General features: G+C 70.6%; 13 protein-coding genes. 2 read left to right on the top strand and 11 right to left on the bottom strand.

The genetic code is table 11. The features are described 5' to 3' along the window. Positions 1-93 precede the first annotated feature (93 nt). From ACFYO2_RS27955 to rplU, 4 genes are all read right to left on the bottom strand, one after another. Positions 94-1,644: an alkaline phosphatase D family protein gene (locus tag ACFYO2_RS27955; protein ID WP_388354545.1), complete on the bottom strand. Its 1,551-nt coding sequence runs from the start codon at positions 1,642-1,644 to the stop codon at positions 94-96. A gap of 284 nt (positions 1,645-1,928) precedes the next feature. After that, on the bottom strand, positions 1,929-3,365 hold the full coding sequence (obgE, locus tag ACFYO2_RS27960) for a GTPase ObgE (RefSeq protein ID WP_388354548.1): 1,437 nt from the start codon (positions 3,363-3,365) through the stop codon (positions 1,929-1,931). A 114-nt stretch (positions 3,366-3,479) separates the two neighbouring features. Further along, positions 3,480-3,734 carry a 50S ribosomal protein L27 gene (gene rpmA, locus ACFYO2_RS27965; RefSeq protein WP_328400631.1) on the bottom strand — a complete coding sequence of 85 codons (255 nt, stop codon included), beginning with the start codon at positions 3,732-3,734 and terminating at the stop codon, positions 3,480-3,482. A gap of 14 nt (positions 3,735-3,748) precedes the next feature. Then, on the bottom strand, positions 3,749-4,069 hold the full coding sequence (gene rplU, locus ACFYO2_RS27970; RefSeq protein ID WP_164320786.1) for a 50S ribosomal protein L21: 321 nt from the start codon (positions 4,067-4,069) through the stop codon (positions 3,749-3,751). Between the two features lie 358 nt (positions 4,070-4,427). Between rplU and ACFYO2_RS27975 the strand changes: the two genes are divergently transcribed. Next, positions 4,428-6,458, top strand: a complete 2,031-nt coding sequence (locus ACFYO2_RS27975) for a glycosyltransferase family 2 protein (RefSeq protein WP_388354552.1) — start codon at positions 4,428-4,430, stop codon at positions 6,456-6,458. Positions 6,459-6,515: 57 nt separating this feature from the next. Then, on the top strand, positions 6,516-7,109 hold the full coding sequence (gene rfbC / locus ACFYO2_RS27980) for a dTDP-4-dehydrorhamnose 3,5-epimerase (protein ID WP_388354555.1): 594 nt from the start codon (positions 6,516-6,518) through the stop codon (positions 7,107-7,109). Between the two features lie 62 nt (positions 7,110-7,171). Here the strand turns inward: rfbC and ACFYO2_RS27985 are convergent, their stop codons facing one another. The 7 genes from ACFYO2_RS27985 to ACFYO2_RS28015 all read right to left on the bottom strand — a co-directional run bounded on the left by ACFYO2_RS27985 (position 7,172) and on the right by ACFYO2_RS28015 (position 17,977). Next, on the bottom strand, positions 7,172-7,966 hold the full coding sequence (locus tag ACFYO2_RS27985; protein ID WP_388354558.1) for a class I SAM-dependent methyltransferase: 795 nt from the start codon (positions 7,964-7,966) through the stop codon (positions 7,172-7,174). 126 nt (positions 7,967-8,092) lie between these two features. Continuing rightward, positions 8,093-9,310, bottom strand: coding sequence for an FG-GAP repeat domain-containing protein (locus ACFYO2_RS27990; RefSeq protein WP_388354560.1), 1,218 nt, complete (start codon positions 9,308-9,310; stop codon positions 8,093-8,095). Between the two features lie 306 nt (positions 9,311-9,616). Continuing rightward, entirely contained in the window at positions 9,617-10,507 is an 891-nt protein-coding gene (rfbD, locus tag ACFYO2_RS27995; protein ID WP_388354563.1) for a dTDP-4-dehydrorhamnose reductase, read from the bottom strand. Then, on the bottom strand, positions 10,504-11,514 hold the full coding sequence (gene rfbB / locus ACFYO2_RS28000; RefSeq protein ID WP_388354565.1) for a dTDP-glucose 4,6-dehydratase: 1,011 nt from the start codon (positions 11,512-11,514) through the stop codon (positions 10,504-10,506). Before rfbB ends, rfbD begins: the two co-directional genes overlap by 4 nt. Continuing rightward, positions 11,511-12,578 carry a glucose-1-phosphate thymidylyltransferase gene (locus ACFYO2_RS28005; RefSeq protein ID WP_388354568.1) on the bottom strand — a complete coding sequence of 356 codons (1,068 nt, stop codon included), beginning with the start codon at positions 12,576-12,578 and terminating at the stop codon, positions 11,511-11,513. Before ACFYO2_RS28005 ends, rfbB begins: the two co-directional genes overlap by 4 nt. A gap of 215 nt (positions 12,579-12,793) precedes the next feature. After that, positions 12,794-16,951, bottom strand: a complete 4,158-nt coding sequence (locus ACFYO2_RS28010; protein WP_388354571.1) for an Rne/Rng family ribonuclease — start codon at positions 16,949-16,951, stop codon at positions 12,794-12,796. A gap of 246 nt (positions 16,952-17,197) precedes the next feature. Continuing rightward, positions 17,198-17,977, bottom strand: a complete 780-nt coding sequence (locus ACFYO2_RS28015; RefSeq protein WP_388354574.1) for a TIGR03936 family radical SAM-associated protein — start codon at positions 17,975-17,977, stop codon at positions 17,198-17,200. Between the last annotated feature and the right edge of the window lie 33 nt (positions 17,978-18,010).

Raw genomic sequence — 18,010 nt, forward strand, 5'->3', positions numbered from 1 at the left:
AATTCCTGAGACCGTGCTGAGAGAGACCTGGGACACGGATGAGTCCCAGGCTCCCGTCACACGGACTTCATACGGCCTGGTCACACCTGGCTGTCACACCAGCCGGACGCCGGGCCGGCCCGCCTCGACCCGCAGCTTCGCCAGCGTCCCGGGGGTGGCCTGCGGCTTCAGCACCGTGTCCACGATTCTTACCTGCGCGTCGATGCCGTCGCGATGGATGTCGAGCAGGTGGTAGCCGCGGTGGGCGTCGAGCAGCTTCCAGTGCGGGTTGTCCGCCATCCGCGGGTCCCACTCCTTGCGGAAGGCGGCCTGGTCCTGATCGCCGTTGCTGGAGATGGACGTGCCGACGAACTCGGCCCCGACGACGGCGGAGTCCGGGTTCGCGAAGTCCTTCCTGAGGTCGCTGATCATCGTGAGGTGCCGGTCGCCGGTGAGCACGACCGGGTTGCGGACCTGCGACAACTCATCGAGGAACTGGTTTCGTTCGGCCTGGTAGCCATCCCAGGCGTCGTAGAACCAGAGCTTGCCCTCGCCCACCTGGAGGTCGGTCTCGGCCATCATGATCTGCGAGGCGATCAGGTTCCAGCGGGCGGGCGAGTCGTGCAGCCCGTCGAGCAGCCACTGCTTCTGGTCGGCGCCGAGCATCGTCAGCGACGGGTCCTGGGCGCCGGCCTGGCTGGTGGCCTGGTCGCTGCGGAACTGCCGGGTGTCCAGCACGTTGAGCCGGGCCAGCCGCCCGAACTCCAGGCGGCGGTACATCCGGATGTGCGGTCCGTTCGGTACGGCGCTCGCGCGCACCGGCATGTGCTCGTAGTACGCCTGATAGGCCGCGGTCAGCCGGACCACGAACGCGTCGTGGGTCTGCTTGTCCGGGTCCTGCGGGATCTCGCCGGCGAAGTCGTTGTCGACCTCATGGTCGTCGAAGGTGACCACGAAGGGCGCGTTCGCGTGCATCGCCGCGAGGTCGGGGTCGGTGCGGTACTGGGCGTACCGGTTGCGGTACTGGGCGAGGGTGCACGGCTCACCGGTGCCTTCGTGCCGTCGTACGGCCGTCGCCGACGGCGTCGACTCGTAGATGTAGTCGCCGACGAAGAGGACCACGTCGGGGTCCTGGGCCAGCATGTCGGCGTACGGCGTGAAGTAGCCGTGCTGCCAGTTCTGGCAGGACGCGAGCGCCATCTTCAGGTGGCCGCCGGTGCGGTGCCGGGCGGGGGCGGTCCGGGTGCGGCCGGTGCGGGAGATCTGGCCACCGGCCCGGAAGCGGTACCAGTAGGTGCGGCCCGCTCGCAGTCCCCGTACATCGACGTGCACGCTGTGCCCGTACGCGGGTTGGGCCTGGGCCGTACCCCGGCGGACGACGTTTCTGAACCGCCCGTCCTCGGCGAGCTCCCACTGCACCGGCACCATGCTGTCGGGCATGCCGCCGCCCTTCAGCGGGTCCGGGGCGAGCCGCGTCCACAGCACGATGCCGTCCGGCAGCGGGTCGCCGGACGCCACGCCGAGGCTGAACACGCCGTCGGGCAACGGGGTTTCGGCCGCCCGGGCGGTGCCCGGCAGCCACAGCTGGGCAGAGGCCGCGGCGCCGAGCACGGCGGCACCTGCGGTCAGAAAGCGGCGTCGGTCGGGCGATAGTGCTCCGGTCATCCGGTGAACTCCCCTGCCTCGCTTGCCTCTTCGACAGGGGAAGCTCACGCCCGCGGGCGGTCCGCCCGCTGAACCTCGGGGTTCGCGTGCATGACAAACAGGGAGACAACAAGAGACCCGTTGCGACACGGGAACCACACGGTGAACGTGGGCTTGTCGCAACGGGTCTGGACTGACTTACAAGTGAACGGGTCCTGCGCGCCTTACAAGTGACGGCTGGTCAGTACTGGAACAGCCGGGACTGGACAGTTGGTGCTGGACAGCTCGGAATGGAACGGCTCGGACTAGAACGGCTCGAAGTCCTCGAATTCCTGCGTCGCCTCGTCCCGCTCCGCCTGCCGGTCCCGACGTCGCTGTGCCGCGGGCCGCGGCGCCTCGAACCGGTGGTCCTCGCCACGTCGACCGAGCATCTCCGCACCGGCCATCGCCGTCGGCTCCCAGTCGAAGACGACCGCGTTGTCCTCGGGACCGATGGCGACGCCGTCGCCCGAGCGGGCCCCGGCCTTCATCAGCTCGTCCTCCACACCGAGGCGGTTGAGCCGGTCCGCGAGGTAGCCGACGGCCTCGTCGTTGCTGAAGTCGGTCTGCCGCACCCAGCGCTCGGGCTTCTCGCCCCGCACCCGGTACAGGCCGTCCTCCTCGAGCGTCACGGTGAAGCCCGCGTCGTCGACGGCCTTCGGCCGGATGACGATCCGGGTGGCCTCTTCCTTCGGCTTGGCGGCCCGGTGCGCGCCGACCATCTCGGCCAGCGCGAACGACAGCTCCTTCAGCCCCGTGTGCGCCACCGCCGACACCGCGAAGACCCGGTAGCCCCGGGCCTCCAGGTCCGGCCGCACCATCTCGGCGAGGTCCTTGCCGTCCGGTACGTCGATCTTGTTCAGGACGACGACGCGGGGCCGGTCGCCGAGCCCGCCGTACTCCCGCAGCTCCGCCTCGATGATGTCGAGGTCGGACACCGGGTCGCGGTCGGACTCCAGCGTCGCCGTGTCCAGCACGTGCACCAGCACGCTGCACCGCTCCACGTGCCGCAGGAACTCCAGGCCCAGGCCCTTGCCCTGGCTGGCGCCCGGGATGAGGCCCGGCACGTCGGCGACCGTGTAGACGGTCGAGCCGGCCGTGACCACGCCCAGGTTCGGCACCAGCGTGGTGAACGGGTAGTCCGCGATCTTCGGCTTGGCGGCCGACATCACGGAGATCAGCGAGGACTTTCCGGCGCTCGGGTAGCCGACCAGTGCCACGTCCGCGACGGTCTTCAGCTCCAGGACGATGTCCTGCGTGTCCCCCGGCACACCGAGCAGCGCGAAGCCCGGCGCCTTGCGCCGCGCGGACGCCAGCGCAGCGTTGCCGAGACCGCCACGGCCGCCCTGTGCGGCGACGTACGACGTGCCGTGCCCGACCAGGTCGGCGAGCACGTTGCCCGCCCTGTCGAGGACGACGGTGCCGTCCGGCACCGGCAGGACGAGGTCCTGCCCGTCCTTGCCGGAACGGTTGCCGCCCTCGCCGGGCTTGCCGCTGGTGGCCTTGCGGTGCGGGGAGTGGTGGTAGTCGAGCAGCGTGGTCACGGACTGGTCGACGGTCAGGATGACGTCGCCGCCGCGCCCGCCGTTGCCGCCGTCCGGGCCGCCGAGCGGCTTGAACTTCTCCCGGTGTACGGAGGCACAGCCGTGGCCTCCGTTACCCGCGGCGACGTGCAGCTCGACGCGGTCCACGAAGGTGGTCATTGGGGGTGCCTCCAGCACTTTGGAAATACGTACAGGTATGTCTCTTGCGTAACAAACGAAAGGCGGACCCGCTTCCCGTGAGGGAAGTGAGGTCCGCCTCGCGAAAGCTTCCGATCAGGCGACCGGAACGATGTTCACGACCTTGCGGCCACGGTGGGTACCGAACTCCACCGCACCGGGCTGCAGCGCGAACAGCGTGTCGTCGCTGCCACGGCCGACGCCCGCGCCGGGGTGGAAGTGGGTGCCGCGCTGGCGGACCAGGATCTCACCCGCGTTGACGACCTGACCGCCGAAGCGCTTCACGCCGAGCCGCTGGGCATTGGAGTCGCGACCGTTCCGGGTGGACGATGCGCCCTTCTTGTGTGCCATGTGTCCTCAGTCCCTTACTTCGCAGCCGCGGGGATCTCAGTGACCTTGATCGCCGTGTACTGCTGGCGGTGGCCCTGACGACGGCGGTAGCCGGTCTTGTTCTTGTAGCGAAGGATGTCGATCTTCACACCCTTGTGGTGGTCCACGATCTCGGCCTGGACCTTGATGCCGGCCAGCACCCACGGGTCGCTGGTCACAGCTTCGCCGTCGACAACGAGCAGCGTAGAGAGCTCTACGGTGTCGCCAACCTTGGCGGTGGGAATCTTGTCAACCTCAACGATGTCGCCGACAGCAACCTTGTGCTGGCGACCACCGCTGCGCACGATGGCGTACACGCGGATCTCTCTCTCACTCGGGACGGACCCCCTGATGCCAGCCGCTCACACGGACCCGGGGGCCCGATGATCCGGATGTGGACGAGCGGCCTCCCCTGCTCGCAGAGCAGGAGGTGGGGTGCTCAGGGGTAGATGTGTACGGAGACACACCGAGGGTCAAGGTTACGGGCCGCCCCAGGCCCGGTCAAACCGGGTCCGCCCGCCCTGGCGGGGGGGGCCGCCCCGGCTGCGGTAAACCTCACTCACATACCCAGAACCCCTGCGGATACTCTGTGACACCGGCCATACACCCCAATGGCCCCGGCCATACACGCGACGGCCACCCCCTCAGGGCTTTCGGACAGGAGACAGGTAGCAGATGCCGACCAAGGTGAGCGTCATCATCCCGGTGTACAACCCAGGAAAGTACATCAAGCCCTGTGTTGACTCACTTTTGCGGCAGACCCTGCCTGCCGACGAATTCGAAGTTCTCTTCGTGGATGACGGCTCGACCGACGACACACCCGCCGAGCTGGACGCCCTGGCCAAGGAGCACCCGCATTTCCGGGTGATTCACATACCGAATTCCGGCTGGCCCGGAAAACCCAGAAACATCGGTGTGAGCGAGGCCGCGGGAGAGTACGTCCAGTTCCTCGACCAGGACGACTACCTCGCCTCCGACGCGCTGCGCCGGATGTACGACATGGGGCACCGCAACGGCTCCGACATCGTCATCGGCAAGGTGGCCAGCAACTTCCGCGGCGTCCCGCACGGTGTCTTCCGGGTGGACCGGGAGAAGTGCTCCCTCAAGGACGCACCCCTGTACGACAGCCTCACGCCGCACAAGATGTTCCGCGTCGAATTCCTCCGCGAGAACAACATCGCCTATCCCGAGGGCAAGCGGCGCCTGGAGGACCAGCTCTACATGATGGAGGCGTACTTCCCCGCGAAGGTCGTCTCCATTCTCGGCAGCTACACCTGCTACTACTACTCGAAGCGCGACGACGGAAACAACGCGGGATCCGCCAAGATCGTCCCGTCCGGCTATTACGGAAACCTCCGCGAGGTCCTCGACGTCGTGGTCGCGAACACGGAGCCCGGTGCATTCCGGGACCTGCTGCTGCGCCGCTTCTACCGAGTGGAGATGCTCGGCCGACTCAGCGAGCCCTCCGTCCTCAAGTACAACGCGGACTACCTCGACGAGATGGTCGACGCCGTGCGGCCGCTGGCCGAGGAGTTCATGGGTGACGGCGTGCACGACGGGCTCGGTGCGCTCAGCCGCGTCCGGTCCACGCTGCTGCGCCGCGACGACCGTCAGGGCCTGGTGCGCATCGCCCGCTTCGCCGCCTCCATCAAGGGCGCGGCCCGGCTCGAGGACGTCGCCTGGCAGCCCGACGGCAAGATGGCCGTCACCGTCACGGCCCGGCTGGTCCACGGCGAGGACGGCGAACCGCTCAAGCTGCTGCGCCGCGACGGCCGGCTCTTCCTGCACCCCGAGTACACCGAGGGGGTGCTGAAGGACGGCGAACTGGTCGACGTCACGGACGAGATGAACGGCTTCAAGGCCGAGATGTCGCTGCGCAACCGCGAGACGGCCGTCGAGTGGCCCTGTCCCTCGCAGTACACCTCCATCGTCGAGGACCTGGGCGACGACGCCTGCCAGGTGCTCCTGCGCGGCACCGGCCAGGTCAGCCCCCAGGGCGCCAAGGGCCGTGGCCCCGTTTCCCGCGGCTTCTGGGACATCTGGGTTCCGGTCCGCGGCCTCGGCGTGGTCCGCAAGGCCCGCCTGGGCGCCGACCGCGCGGCGCACGTCGACGACGACTGCCGCCCGGCGCTGCTCGGCTCCCCCGCCCGCCCGGTCATCCCGTACTTCACCGACCCGCACGGCAACCTCACCCTCGACGTCGCCCGCCGCGGCAAGAAGCTGGTGCCGTACCTCGAAGGCCGCCCGGTGCTGCGGATGCCCGGCAACCGGCCGGAACTGCGGCTCGACGTGTTCACCCGTCCGAAGACCGCGCCGCTGAAGACCCAGCTGGTCCTGAGCTCCGAGGACGGCCGTACGTTCCAGCTGCCCGCCGAGATCCGTCCCGTCGCCGGCCGCGCCCACATACCCCTCCCCCAGCGCCCGGTGAACGTGCCCGCCGGCCGCTGGAACCTTTCGGCGAAACTGGACGGCGAGAAGAGCGCCGCCCTTCCGCTCTGCGAGGTGACCGTCGAGAGCAACGGGCGGCTGCGGCTCGGCAGCGAGCTCGCCGTCGTGGATGCCGGGCTGGTGGGGCCGGAACTGGCCAGGCGGCGCAAGGCGGTCCTGCGGCGCAGGCTGCGCGCCGTCGGCGGTCCGGTCGTCCGCAGGCTTCCGTCCCCGGCCCGCAAGAAGCTCCGCCGACTCGCGGCGAAGCTGGTCGGCTGACCGGCTCCACGCCAGGACACTCAGTACGTACACGCACCACAGTAAGGATGTGATCACATGCGGGAGCTCGGCATCGCCGGCGCCTGGGTGCACGAACCGAAGGTCTTTCCAGACGCTCGCGGGAGCTTCCACGAGTGGTTCAAGGGGGCGGACTTCGCGGAGGCCACCGGCCACGGGCTGAACCTGGCGCAGGCCAACTGTTCGGTCTCCAGCCGCGGCACCCTGCGCGGCATCCACTTCGCCGACGTGCCGCCCAGCCAGGCCAAGTACGTCAAGTGCGTGCGCGGCGCGGTGCTGGACGTCATCGTCGACATCCGCACCGGCTCGCCCACGTACAAGCAGTGGGAGGCCGTGCGGCTGGACGACGTGGACCACCACTCCGTCTATCTGTCCGAGGGGCTCGGGCACGCCTTCATGGCGCTGACCGACGACGCGACGGTGGTCTACCTGTGCTCCGAGGGGTACGCCCCGCAGCGTGAGCACGGCATCCACCCGCTCGACCCCGACCTGGGCATCGAGTGGCCCTCGGGCCTGGCGCCCGTCCTGTCCGAGAAGGACTCCGCGGCGCCGACCCTGGCCCAGGCCGAGGCTCAGGGCCTGCTGCCGTCGTACGAGGCCTGCCAGGCGTACGCGGCGCAGCTGCGCGGCTGAGAACAACGAGGAGGGGCCCCGCGGATCTTCCGCGGGGCCCCTCCTCGTGTCGTACGGAAAGATCAGCCGCCCAGCGCCGCTATCTGGCCGCGCAGCTTCTCGAAGCCCGCGCGCGGGCGGCGCAGGTTCCGGGCGCGGACCAGGGCGGGCCAGAAGTCGGCCCCGAGCAGCGCCTCGGGCTGCACGGCGTGCTTGCGCACGAGGACCTCTTCGGGGACCGCCTGCGGGTCCGGGACGACGTACTCCTTGATGATCTCGTCGTACTTGTCCTTGAGCACCGTGTTCTGCGGGTCGGCTCCGAAGACCACGGCGACACCGGTCGGCGCGGTGTCGATCTCGAGCACCGTCAGATCGGGGCGGTACTTCCGCAGGACGGTCACCAGCTTGTAGACGTCGCCCGTCCAGAACTTGGTGTGCCGGTCGCGCGCCGCCTCGTCGACGTCGCGCGGCAGCATGTCGTCGAGCACGATCACGCTCGACCAGCGGGAGTGGCGCTCCACGTTCATGAAGTCGCGCAGCGCGTACTCGAAGAGGTGCATGCCGTCGATGAAGGACAGCTCGAGGGTGGGGTCGCCGCCGAGCATTCCCAGCGGGTCGCGGCGGGCGAGGGCGCGGAAGGGGTTGCGGCCGCGGCGCAGGTGGACCAGCGGGTCCTTGCGGGCGAAGAAGTCGTCACTGGTCGACTGGACCAGGTGGACGTCGCAGCTGATCGACGTCACCACCTTGAAGGCGGGGTCGATCGCGACGGACGCGACGCGCGAAAGTGCCAGGCTGCGGCCGTCGTTGACGCCGATCTCCAGGTAGTTTCGCGGCCGGTAGATACGGTGCAGTCCACGCAGGAGTTCATGACGGTCCACTGAAGCGGCCTTTCGAGGGGTTCCGGCTGTTCTTGTTTCCGGCGAAGTTACTCATTCAAAGGCTCTGGCGTAAGCTTTCTCGGAAGTTCACGGAAGGTTTACGTACTCGCCGGTAGGGAACGGGCGTCATTCGACCACCCTGAAGAAGCGTCCGGGGCTCGATATCTCCGGTCCGAGATCGAGATCGGCCTCCTTGACCACCAGCGCCGTAGAGAGCTCGACGCCGTCCGGCCCGCCGCGCAGCACCCGCACCTCGCCGTCCCCCGGGCCCTGGACCGCGAGATCGGCCGCTCGGTCGCCGTTCGTGTCCAGCATCGCGGCATGGCCGCCGGGCAGGGACTTCGCCCCGTCCACCGTGAGGCCCCAGGCGCTCCCCTTCAGTAGGACGAGGCTGCTTTCGCCGTCCTGTTCGGTACCGGTCCTGACCGAGAACACCACATCGGCGTATCCGTCGGCGTCGATGTCACCGACCGAGGGATCGACGCCGAACGTGCAGGAGGAGAAGGGCCCTTCGACAGGCAACCCGGTGGTCCTCTCGGTGAGGCGCAGGGGGTTGAGCTTCGAGCTCTCCCCCGAGGGGCCGCCGTACAGGACAACCACGCTGGTGCCGCCCTCCGGGATCATGAAATCGCCGAGCATCTCGCAGCCGAGTCCCGCCACGACGTCGGCGAAGCCGTCCTTGTTCACGTCCCCCGTCTGCAGCCACGCGCCGTAGAAGTCCTTGCCCTGGTCGTCCTTCAGGCGTGGGCCCTTGACGAGCTTCCCGTCGGCGGTGCCTCGGTACACGAGGGTGGCGCGGGGGATGGGCTCCTCGTCCGCGAAGACATGGGACCACGTGACAAGGAGGTCGTCCTTGCCGTCCCCCGTCATGTCCCCGGCGGTGGTTGGCCTCGCGGTGAAGTACGGGTCGCTGGGCGTCAGGTCGAGAGAGACCGTGCGGCGCGGCACGCCCTCGCGGTCGAACGGCCCCAGGAGGAGCTGTGCGGTGTTGTCCTCGCTCCCGGCGACGACGAGGTCGGCCCGCCCGTCACCGTCGAAGTCACCGGAGAGAGGGGCGGTACCTGTCAGCCGGGCCGCTTTGGACAGCCCCTCGGCGCTTCCCCAGACGACGAAGACCGTGCTCCTGCCCGCCTGGGTGACGAAGTCGGCCCGCCCGTCACCGTCCAGGTCGGCGGTCACGCCCCGGCTTCCGAATCCGCCGCCCTCGCCTGCCTTGCCGAGCCCCAGGTCGTCCTGGGTGACGACCTGCTTTCCTTCGAGTACCGGGCCCTTCGAGGAGCCGCGGATCACGGCCGCGTACCCGGCGGCGTACTTCCCGTTGACGGTCGCGCTCCCGTCGGTCAAGACCAGATCCCCGTACCCGTCCCCGTCGAAGTCCGACCGGACGGCAGGCCGTCCCGTCCCTTTCTCCGCGGAGTCCGACGGTACGGCGGCCCGGTGTGTCTGTCTGTCCTTCCCGTCCGAGTCCGACCCGCCCGACCCGCAGGCGGACAGCAGGAGAACCAGGACCACGCCGACGCCAAGCCTTTGCCTCATGGGAGTGGGACCACCGGCCGTCGCGTTCGGTTGCACGGAAGTTCCAGGAAAGCCGGTGGCCGGGCCCCGCCCGAAGGCAGGACCCGGCCACCGCGGTCGTCCGGTCGGCTCCGGTCAGCCCCGCTCCGCCGCGAGCAGCGCGCCAAACGCCTCGGTCAGCGCCTCGCGCCAGTCCCGGATCGGCTCGATGCCCGCCGCCGCCCACCGGTCGTGGCCCAGCACGCTGTACGCGGGCCGGGGCGCCGGCCGTACGAAGGCCGCGCTGGTGGTGGGGCGCACCCGCTCCGGATCGGCGCCCAGCTGCTCGAAGATGGCCCGCGTGAAGCCGAACCACGTCGTCTCGCCACCGCTGGTGCCGTGGTAGACGCCGGCCGGCGCGGTGCCCGCGAGGGCGCCCTGGCCGAGGCGGACCAGCCGGTCGGCGAGGTCGGCCGTCCAGGTGGGCTGGCCGCGCTGGTCGTCGACCACGTCGAGGGTGTCCTTGACGCCCTCCAGCTTGATCATCGTACGGACGAAGTTGCCGCCGCCCGCGCCGTACAGCCAGGCCGTGCGCACCACGTAGCCGGTCTCCCGGAGCGCCGCGAGGACCGCCTGCTCGCCCGCCAGCTTGGTGCGCCCGTACGCGCTGCGCGGCCCGGTGGGCGCGTCCTCGGGGTACGGCTTCTCGGCGTCGCCGGTGAACACGTAGTCCGTGGACACCTGCAGGAGTACGGCCCCGGTCTCCGCGCACGCCTCGGCGAGGTGGCGCGGGCCGTCGCCGTTGATCCGCAGCGCCTCGTCCTCGCGGGACTCGGCGTCGTCCACGGCCGTCCAGGCGGCGCAGTTGACGACCACGGCCGGGCGGTGTGCGGCCACCGCCGCGCCCACCGAAGCCGGATCGGTGATGTCCAGTTCGGTGCGGGGGGCCGCGACGGCGGAGATCCCCGCGGCGGCGAGCCGCGCGAGGACGTCCTGCGCGAGCATGCCCCCCGCGCCGGTGACCAGCCAGGTCCCGTTGTAGGTCACAGCGCCGCCCGCTCCTTCAGCGCCTCCCACCAGGCGCGGTTCTCGCGGTACCACTGGACCGTCTCCGCCAGGCCCTGCTCGAAGCTCTTGCGGGGCTCGTAGCCGAGCTCCTCGCGGATCTTCGTGCAGTCGACGGAGTAGCGGCGGTCGTGGCCCTTGCGGTCCTCGACGTACTCGACGCTGGTCTCCCAGTCGGCGCCGCACGCCTTGAGCAGCAGGCCGGTGAGCTCCTTGTTGGAGAGCTCGGTGCCGCCGCCGATGTTGTAGACCTCGCCCGCGCGGCCCTTGGTGCGGACCAGCTCGATGCCCTGGACGTGGTCGTCGATGTGCAGCCAGTCGCGGACGTTGCCGCCGTCGCCGTACAGCGGGACCTTCTTGCCGTCGAGGAGGTTGGTCACGAAGAGCGGGATGACCTTCTCGGGGAAGTGGTGGTGCCCGTAGTTGTTGGAGCAGCGGGTGACGCGGACGTCCAGGCCGTGGGTGCGGTGGTACGACAGCGCGATCAGGTCACTGGAGGCCTTCGCCGAGGAATACGGCGAGTTGGGCTCCAGCGGGTGCGTCTCGGGCCAGGAGCCCTCGTCGATCGAGCCGTAGACCTCGTCGGTGGAGATGTGGACGAAGGTCTTGATGCCCGCCCGGTGCGCCGCGTCGATGAGCGTGTGCGTGCCGACGACGTTCGTGCGGACGAACTCCGCGCCGCCGTCGATGGAACGGTCGACGTGCGACTCGGCGGCGAAATGCACCACCTGGTCGTGCTCGGCCATCAGCTTGCCGACCAGCTCCGGATCGCAGATGTCGCCCTGTACGAAGGCGAATCCGGGGTGCGCGCGCACCTCGTCGAGGTTGGCCGGGTTGCCCGCGTACGTCAGCTTGTCCAGGACGGTGATCGCGACATCACCGGGGCCCTCGGGGCCGAGCAGCGTACGGACGTAGTGCGAGCCGATGAAACCGGCACCGCCGGTCACCAGAATCCGGGTCGGGTGGGCGGGAGAGGTGGGGGCCGTCATGAAGAGATCTGCACCTTGCTGTGATCACCGAGCACGAGCCGGTGGGCCTTGGGGTTACGGGGAGCCGGCGTGACGACGACGTCGCGCCCGATCAGCGAGGCCTCCACCCGGCGCACGCCGGTCACGGAGGAGCCGCGCAGCACGATGGAGTACTCGATCTCGCTGTCCTCGATCCGGCAGTCCTCCGAGACCGAGGTGAACGGGCCGATGTACGCGTCGTTGACCACCGTGCCGGCACCGATGATGGCAGGTCCGACGATCCGGCTGCCACTGACCCGGGCACCCTCTTCGATGCGCACCCGGCCGATGATCTCGCTGCCCTCGTCCACCGTGCCCGCGTTGTGCGGCTCCACGGTCTCCAGGACGGACCGGTTGACCTCCAGCATGTCGGTGACGTTGCCGGTGTCCTTCCAGTAGCCGGAGATGGTGGTGGAGCGGACGTCACGCTTCTCGTCGATCAGCCACTGGATGGCGTGCGTGATCTCCAGCTCGCCGCGCCAGGAGGGCTCGATGGAGCGGACGGCCTCGTGGATGGCCGGGGTGAACAGATAGACGCCGACGAGCGCCAGATCGCTCTTGGGCTGCTTCGGCTTCTCCTCCAGGCCCACCACCCGGCCGTCGGGGCCGAGTTCCGCGACACCGAAGGAGGTGGGGTTGGGAACCTTGGTGAGCAGGATCTGCGCGTCGGGCCGCTCGGCCCGGAACCCCTCCACCAGGCCGGTGATGCCACCGACGATGAAGTTGTCGCCGAGGTACATGACGAAGTCGTCGTCACCGAGGAAGTCCTGGGCGATGAGCACCGCGTGGGCGAGCCCCAGCGGCGATTCCTGCGGGATGTAGGTGACCTTGATCCCGAAGAGCGAGCCGTCGCCCACCGCCTCGCGGATCTCGTCCGCGGTGTCGCCGACGACGATTCCGACCTCGCTGATCCCGGCTTCGGCGATCGCTTCGAGCCCGTAGAAGAGCACAGGCTTGTTGGCGACCGGCACCAGCTGTTTGGCCGAGGTGTGGGTGATCGGGCGGAGGCGGGTGCCCGCTCCCCCGGAGAGCACGAGAGCCTTCACGTATTGCGCCCCAATACTGTGCACATACGGGAATTAAAATCCCAATTTGTCTGAATTTAGCGTCAATCTCGGCTCACATCATAACCCTGTGACGCAGCCGTTGATTCACCTTTCGTTCACACACGTAATCCCCGGGTGACCACTCGTGGCCTGGGCAAACGTGATCCGCCCCCGGTCGGACCGGGGGCGGATCACGTTTTCACCACGGAGTGGCGTCAGGCCTCGTCGGCGGGGGCCGAGACGGACCGGAGCGACTGCTGCTCGGCAGCCGCCGTCTTCTTCGACGCCGCCTTCTTGGCGGTCGTCTTCTTGGCTGCGGTCTTCTTCGCTGCCGTCTTCTTGGCCACCGTCTTCTTGGTGGCGGCCTTCTTCGCCGTGGCCTTCTTGGCCGTCTTACGGGCCGTCTTCTTGGCCGGAGCCGCTTCCGCGGCCTCAGTCTCGGCGTCGGCCTCGATCTCGGCCTCTACCTCGGCCTCTACCTCGGCAGGAGCCTCGGCCGGCTCCTCCACCGGCTCCTCCGCGGCCGCCGGGACGACCACGACGGCCGCCTCCTCGGACGCGGTGGGCGCGGTGGCCTTGCGCACGGCACGGCGCCTCGGACGGGCCGGGGCGGCGCTCTCGGCTTGTGCCTCGGCAGCGGCCTCGGCGACCGGCGCCGGAGCCTGATCGGCCTGCGGCTCGACCGCGGGCGCGGTCTCGGCGACCGTCACCACGGCCGCCTCGGCGCCCGCAGGCGAACCGGCCGGAGCGGACACCTTGCGGGTCGCCCGGCGACGGCCACGGCCCCTGGGCGCGGCCTCGTCAGCGACCGGCTCGGCGACCGGCTCCGCGGCCGGCGCCTCGACGACCGGGTCCTCGGCGGCGACGGGCTCGGCATGCGCGACAGCGGCCTCCTCCATCTGCACCGGACGCTCGGCCTCTTCCTCGGCCGTCACGTCCTGAGCCGTCGGCGCCTCGGCCTCGGCCTCGACCCTCGTCTCACGACGCCGGTCGTCCCGCTTCGGCGCGCCCGCCGGAGCCGACGCCCGCCGGCTCGCCCGGCGCCTCGAACGGCCCCGACCGGCCGCGGCCTCCGCCTCGGCGACGCTGCTGTACAGCTCCTCGTCCGGCTCGAAGTCGACGTCGGCCAGCGCGAGGGGCTCGGCGACCTCGGCGGCCACCTCGGCCTCGGTCTCGATCTCCTCGGGGGCCTCGACGGCCGCCTCGTGCTCGTGGACCTGCCCGTCACCGCCGCGCCCGCGCTTGCGGCGCTTGCCGCCGCCTCCGGCGGAGGTCGGCTGCTCCATGTGGACGATGACGCCACGGCCGTTGCAGTGCACGCAGGTCTCGGAGAACGACTCCAGCAGCCCCTGGCCGACCCGCTTGCGGGTCATCTGGACCAGGCCCAGCGAGGTGACCTCGGCGACCTGGTGCTTCGTACGGTCGCGGCCCAGGCACTCGAGCAGGCGCCGCAGCACCAGGTCCCGGTTGGACTCCAGCACCATGTCGATGAAGTCGATGACGATGATGCCGCCGAGGTCGCGCAGCCTGAGCTGGCGCACGATCTCCTCGGCCGCCTCCAGGTTGTTCCTGGTGACCGTCTCCTCGAGGTTGCCGCCCTGACCGGTGAACTTGCCGGTGTTGACGTCGACGACGACCATCGCCTCGGTCCGGTCGATCACCAGCGAACCGCCGCTCGGCAGCCAGACCTTACGGTCCAGCGCCTTGGCGAGCTGCTCGTCGATCCGGTACGTGGCGAAGACGTCGACCTCGCTGGTCCACCTCTGCAGCCGCTCGGCGAGATCCGGCGCGACGTGCGAGACGTATCCGTGGATGGTCTCCCACGCGTCGTCACCGCTCACGATGACCTTGGTGAAGTCCTCGTTGAAGATGTCGCGGACGACCCGGACGGTCATGTCCGGCTCGCCGTACAGCAGCGTCGGCGCGTTCGAGCTGCCGCCGTTCTTCGACTTCTTCTGGATGTCCTCCCACTGCCCCTGCAGCCGCTCGACGTCCCGGCGCAGCTCGTCCTCGCTCGCGCCCTCGGCGGCGGTGCGCACGATCACGCCCGCGTCCTCGGGGACGATCTTCTTGAGGATGGTCTTCAGCCGGGCCCGCTCGGTGTCGGGCAGCTTGCGGCTGATGCCGGTCATCGAGCCCTCGGGCACGTAGACGAGGTACCGGCCGGGCAGCGACACCTGGCTGGTCAGCCGCGCGCCCTTGTGCCCGATCGGGTCCTTCGTCACCTGCACGAGCACCGACTGCCCGGACTTCAGCGCGCTCTCGATGCGCCGCGGGCCGTTGCCCATGCCCAGCGCCTCGAAGTTGACCTCACCGGCGTACAGCACGGCGTTGCGGCCCTTACCGATGTCGATGAAGGCGGCCTCCATCGACGGCAGCACGTTCTGCACCTTGCCGAGGTAGACGTTGCCGACGTACGAGGTCGACTGCTCCTTGTTGACGTAGTGCTCGACGAGCACGCCGTCCTCCAGGACGCCGATCTGCGTACGGTCGCCGTACTGGCGGACCACCATCACGCGCTCGACGGCCTCGCGGCGGGCCAGGAACTCCGCCTCGGTGATGATCGGAACGCGTCGGCGCCCCTGCTCACGGCCTTCCCGGCGGCGCTGCTTCTTGGCCTCCAGACGGGTCGAGCCCTTGATGGACTGCACCTCGTCGGACGGCTCGGAGGGCTTGCGCGGCTCGCGGACCTTGACGACGGTCCGCTCGGGGTCACTGTCTCCGGGCTCGACGTCGGTCGAGGAGTCACCGGCACGCCGGCGACGACGCCGACGGCGACGGCTGCTGCTGGAACCGGAGCCGCCCTCGCGGTCATCGGCGTCCGCAGCGTCCTCGGCATCCTCATCGGCCTGCTCGGCGGTGTCCTCGGCGTCCTGTGCGGCCTGCTCGTCGGCGAGCTCGTCGCCGTCGGAGTCCTGGCCCTCGCCCGACTCGGAGTCGGCCAGGTCGCCCCGGCGGCGGCGACGGCCGCCGCGACGGCGACGCCGGCGCGAACCGGTGTCCTCGTTCTCGTCGCCCTCGGCGGAGTCCTCGGCCTCCTCGGCCTCGTCCGGCTCCTCCTCGACGACGGACTCGGGGGCGGCCTGCACGGCCGGCGCCTCGGGCTCCTGCGCGGGGGCGGAGCCACGGCGGCGGCGCCGACGCCGGCCGCCCTGCTCCTCGGAGGTCTCCGCGGTCTCTTCGACCGCCGCGGGCTCGACCCGGGGCTCGGGTTCGGGCTCGGGCTCGGCCTCGGCGGCCGCGGCGGCAGCGGCCCGCTGCGGCGTCTGGAACTGCGGCTCGGTGAAGACGGGTGCCTGGAACACGGCGACGGCGGGCCGCGCCGGCCGACGCGGTGCCTCGTCCTCTCCGGCGGCCGGCTGCGCGGGCGCGGCAAAGCCGGTGGCGGCCTTGCGGGCGACCCGACGACGCCGACGCGGGGAGGCGTCCTCGGCGGGCTCCTGCGGCGCCTCGGCCTCCGCGGCGGCGGGAACCTCGGGCTCGGGGGTGCTCGTCACGACGGCCTCCTCGGCCGACTCCGAGTCCGTACCGGCGGGCGCGGTCACCCGGCGCGTGGCACGCCGACGCGTACGAGGAGCCGGCGCGGCCTCTGCGGCGGCGGTGTCGGTGTCCGTGGGGAGGTCCACCGCCTCACCGGCGGCTTCGGCCGTCTCGACGGCCTGCGCGGCCTGCAGCGTCTCGGCGGCGGCATCCTCCGCCTTCGGCGCCCCGGCAGGCGCGGAGGCGCGGCGGGTGGCACGGCGACGCGTGGTACGCGCGGCGGGTGCCTCGGCCGGAGCCTCGACGTCCTCGACCGCGGCCCTCTCGGCGACGGGCTCGGCGGCAGCGGGCACAACGACCTCGGCAGCCTCCGCGGCCTCGGCGGAATCCGGCGCCCCGGCGGGTGCGGACACCCGGCGCGTGGCACGCCGACGCGTACGAGGAGCCGGCGCGGCCTCTTCGGCCGCAGGGGTCTCGACAGCCTCGGCCTCCTGCGCCTCCTGTGCACCGGCGTCACCGGCAGCGCTCACAGGTACCACGGTCTCGGTGGCCTCGACAGCGGCGGAAGCCCCGGCGGGCGCGGACACCCGGCGCGTGGCACGCCGACGCGTACGAGGAGCCGGCGCGGCCTCTTCGGCCGCTGGGCTCTCGACAGCCTCGGCTTCCACCGTCCCAGTGGTCTCGGCGCCCTCGGCGAGCTCTTCCTCGTCGGTGACGAGGTCCTCGGCCTCCGCGGCCGGTATGGCCGGCGCGACGGTCTCCTCCGGAGCCTCGGACGAGGCGACCGGCGGACCCGCCGGGCGGGAAGCGGCACGGCGCCGACGACGCGGCGGCAGGGTGTCGCTCGGAGTGTTGGGTTCGGAACCCTCGGTGGGTTCGGTCGGTTCGAGCATGCGGGCATTTCTCCCGTCGGGCTCCCGGGCGCCGCACCTGGTCCGGCGAGATGCCGGTGACGTCCGCGGCTCGCGCGTTGCGCGGTGCCGCCGTCCGGGGCGCGGGCGCCGCACGGGAGCTTTCTGTGTCCTGTCTCGCCGGTTCCGTACGCCGAATGCGTACGGCCTGGCGAAAGTCTTCTGGTCGGTGCGCTGCCCGACCCAGGTGGCTCCCGAGTACGAGGGCGGCGCTTACGACGTCCGTCCCTACGCGGAACCTTCCGGCACCGGCGCTGTCGCGGCGGCAGCGGAAGCGGCCGTCGAGAGGGCCACCGCTGCCTCGCGGTCGGGCGCGAGCGGGTCGGTCACCGTGCCGGTCTCCTCATCGAACAGCCCCTGCGCCAGCCTGGTCACCGCTGCGGGGACCGGCGGCGCCAGGTCGGCCACGGCGCGGAGACCGGACAGGACGTCGTCGGGTCGAACGGCAGGCGTCACGTGCCGAACAACCAGCCGCAGTATCGCACAGGGCTGGTCGGTCGGCCTATCAGCCTGCGGAGCGTGCGTTTCAAGGTGCGCGACCGCCGAGCGGGCGTCGAAGGTGCGTACGCCGTTCTTGGTCTTGCGCCGGACCTCGACGGACTCGGCGGTGGTGAAGACCGCGACCGCGCGTTGGGCGTCGGCCGGGTCCACGCCGTCCAGCCGCAGCTCCCATACGGAAGCGGTGAGCCGGTCGGCGAGCCCTGAGGTCCGGGCCTCGACCGCGTCGATGATGTCGAGCCCGTCGGGCAGCGACTCGTCGAGCAGCAGTCTGAGCTTGTCCGGGTCACGCGTCTCGGTGAGGGCGATCTCCAGGTATTCCGCCTCACTGCCCGTGCCGGTGGGTGCGGCATTGGCGTACGACACCTTCGGGTGCGGTGTGAACCCCGCCGAGTACGCCATCGGCACCTCGGCACGGCGCAACGCACGCTCGAAGGCGCGCTGGAAGTCACGGTGGCTGGTGAACCGGAGGCGGCCGCGCTTGGTGTAGCGCAGTCGGATGCGCTGCACCGCGGGTGCGGGCGGCGGGCCTTCGGGCTGTCG

Source organism: Streptomyces sp. NPDC006602 (assembly GCF_042870385.1).
GTDB lineage: Bacteria > Actinomycetota > Actinomycetes > Streptomycetales > Streptomycetaceae > Streptomyces.

Coding starts and splice junctions, on each gene's coding strand:
- rpmA (WP_328400631.1), bottom strand. CDS start 3,734: ATGGCACACAAGAAGGGCGCATCGTCCACCCGGAACGGTCGCGACTCC.
- obgE (WP_388354548.1), bottom strand. CDS start 3,365: ATGACCACCTTCGTGGACCGCGTCGAGCTGCACGTCGCCGCGGGTAAC.
- rfbB (WP_388354565.1), bottom strand. CDS start 11,514: ATGACGGCCCCCACCTCTCCCGCCCACCCGACCCGGATTCTGGTGACC.
- rfbC (WP_388354555.1), top strand. CDS start 6,516: ATGCGGGAGCTCGGCATCGCCGGCGCCTGGGTGCACGAACCGAAGGTC.
- ACFYO2_RS27975 (WP_388354552.1), top strand. CDS start 4,428: ATGCCGACCAAGGTGAGCGTCATCATCCCGGTGTACAACCCAGGAAAG.
- ACFYO2_RS27955 (WP_388354545.1), bottom strand. CDS start 1,644: ATGACCGGAGCACTATCGCCCGACCGACGCCGCTTTCTGACCGCAGGT.
- ACFYO2_RS28010 (WP_388354571.1), bottom strand. CDS start 16,951: ATGCTCGAACCGACCGAACCCACCGAGGGTTCCGAACCCAACACTCCG.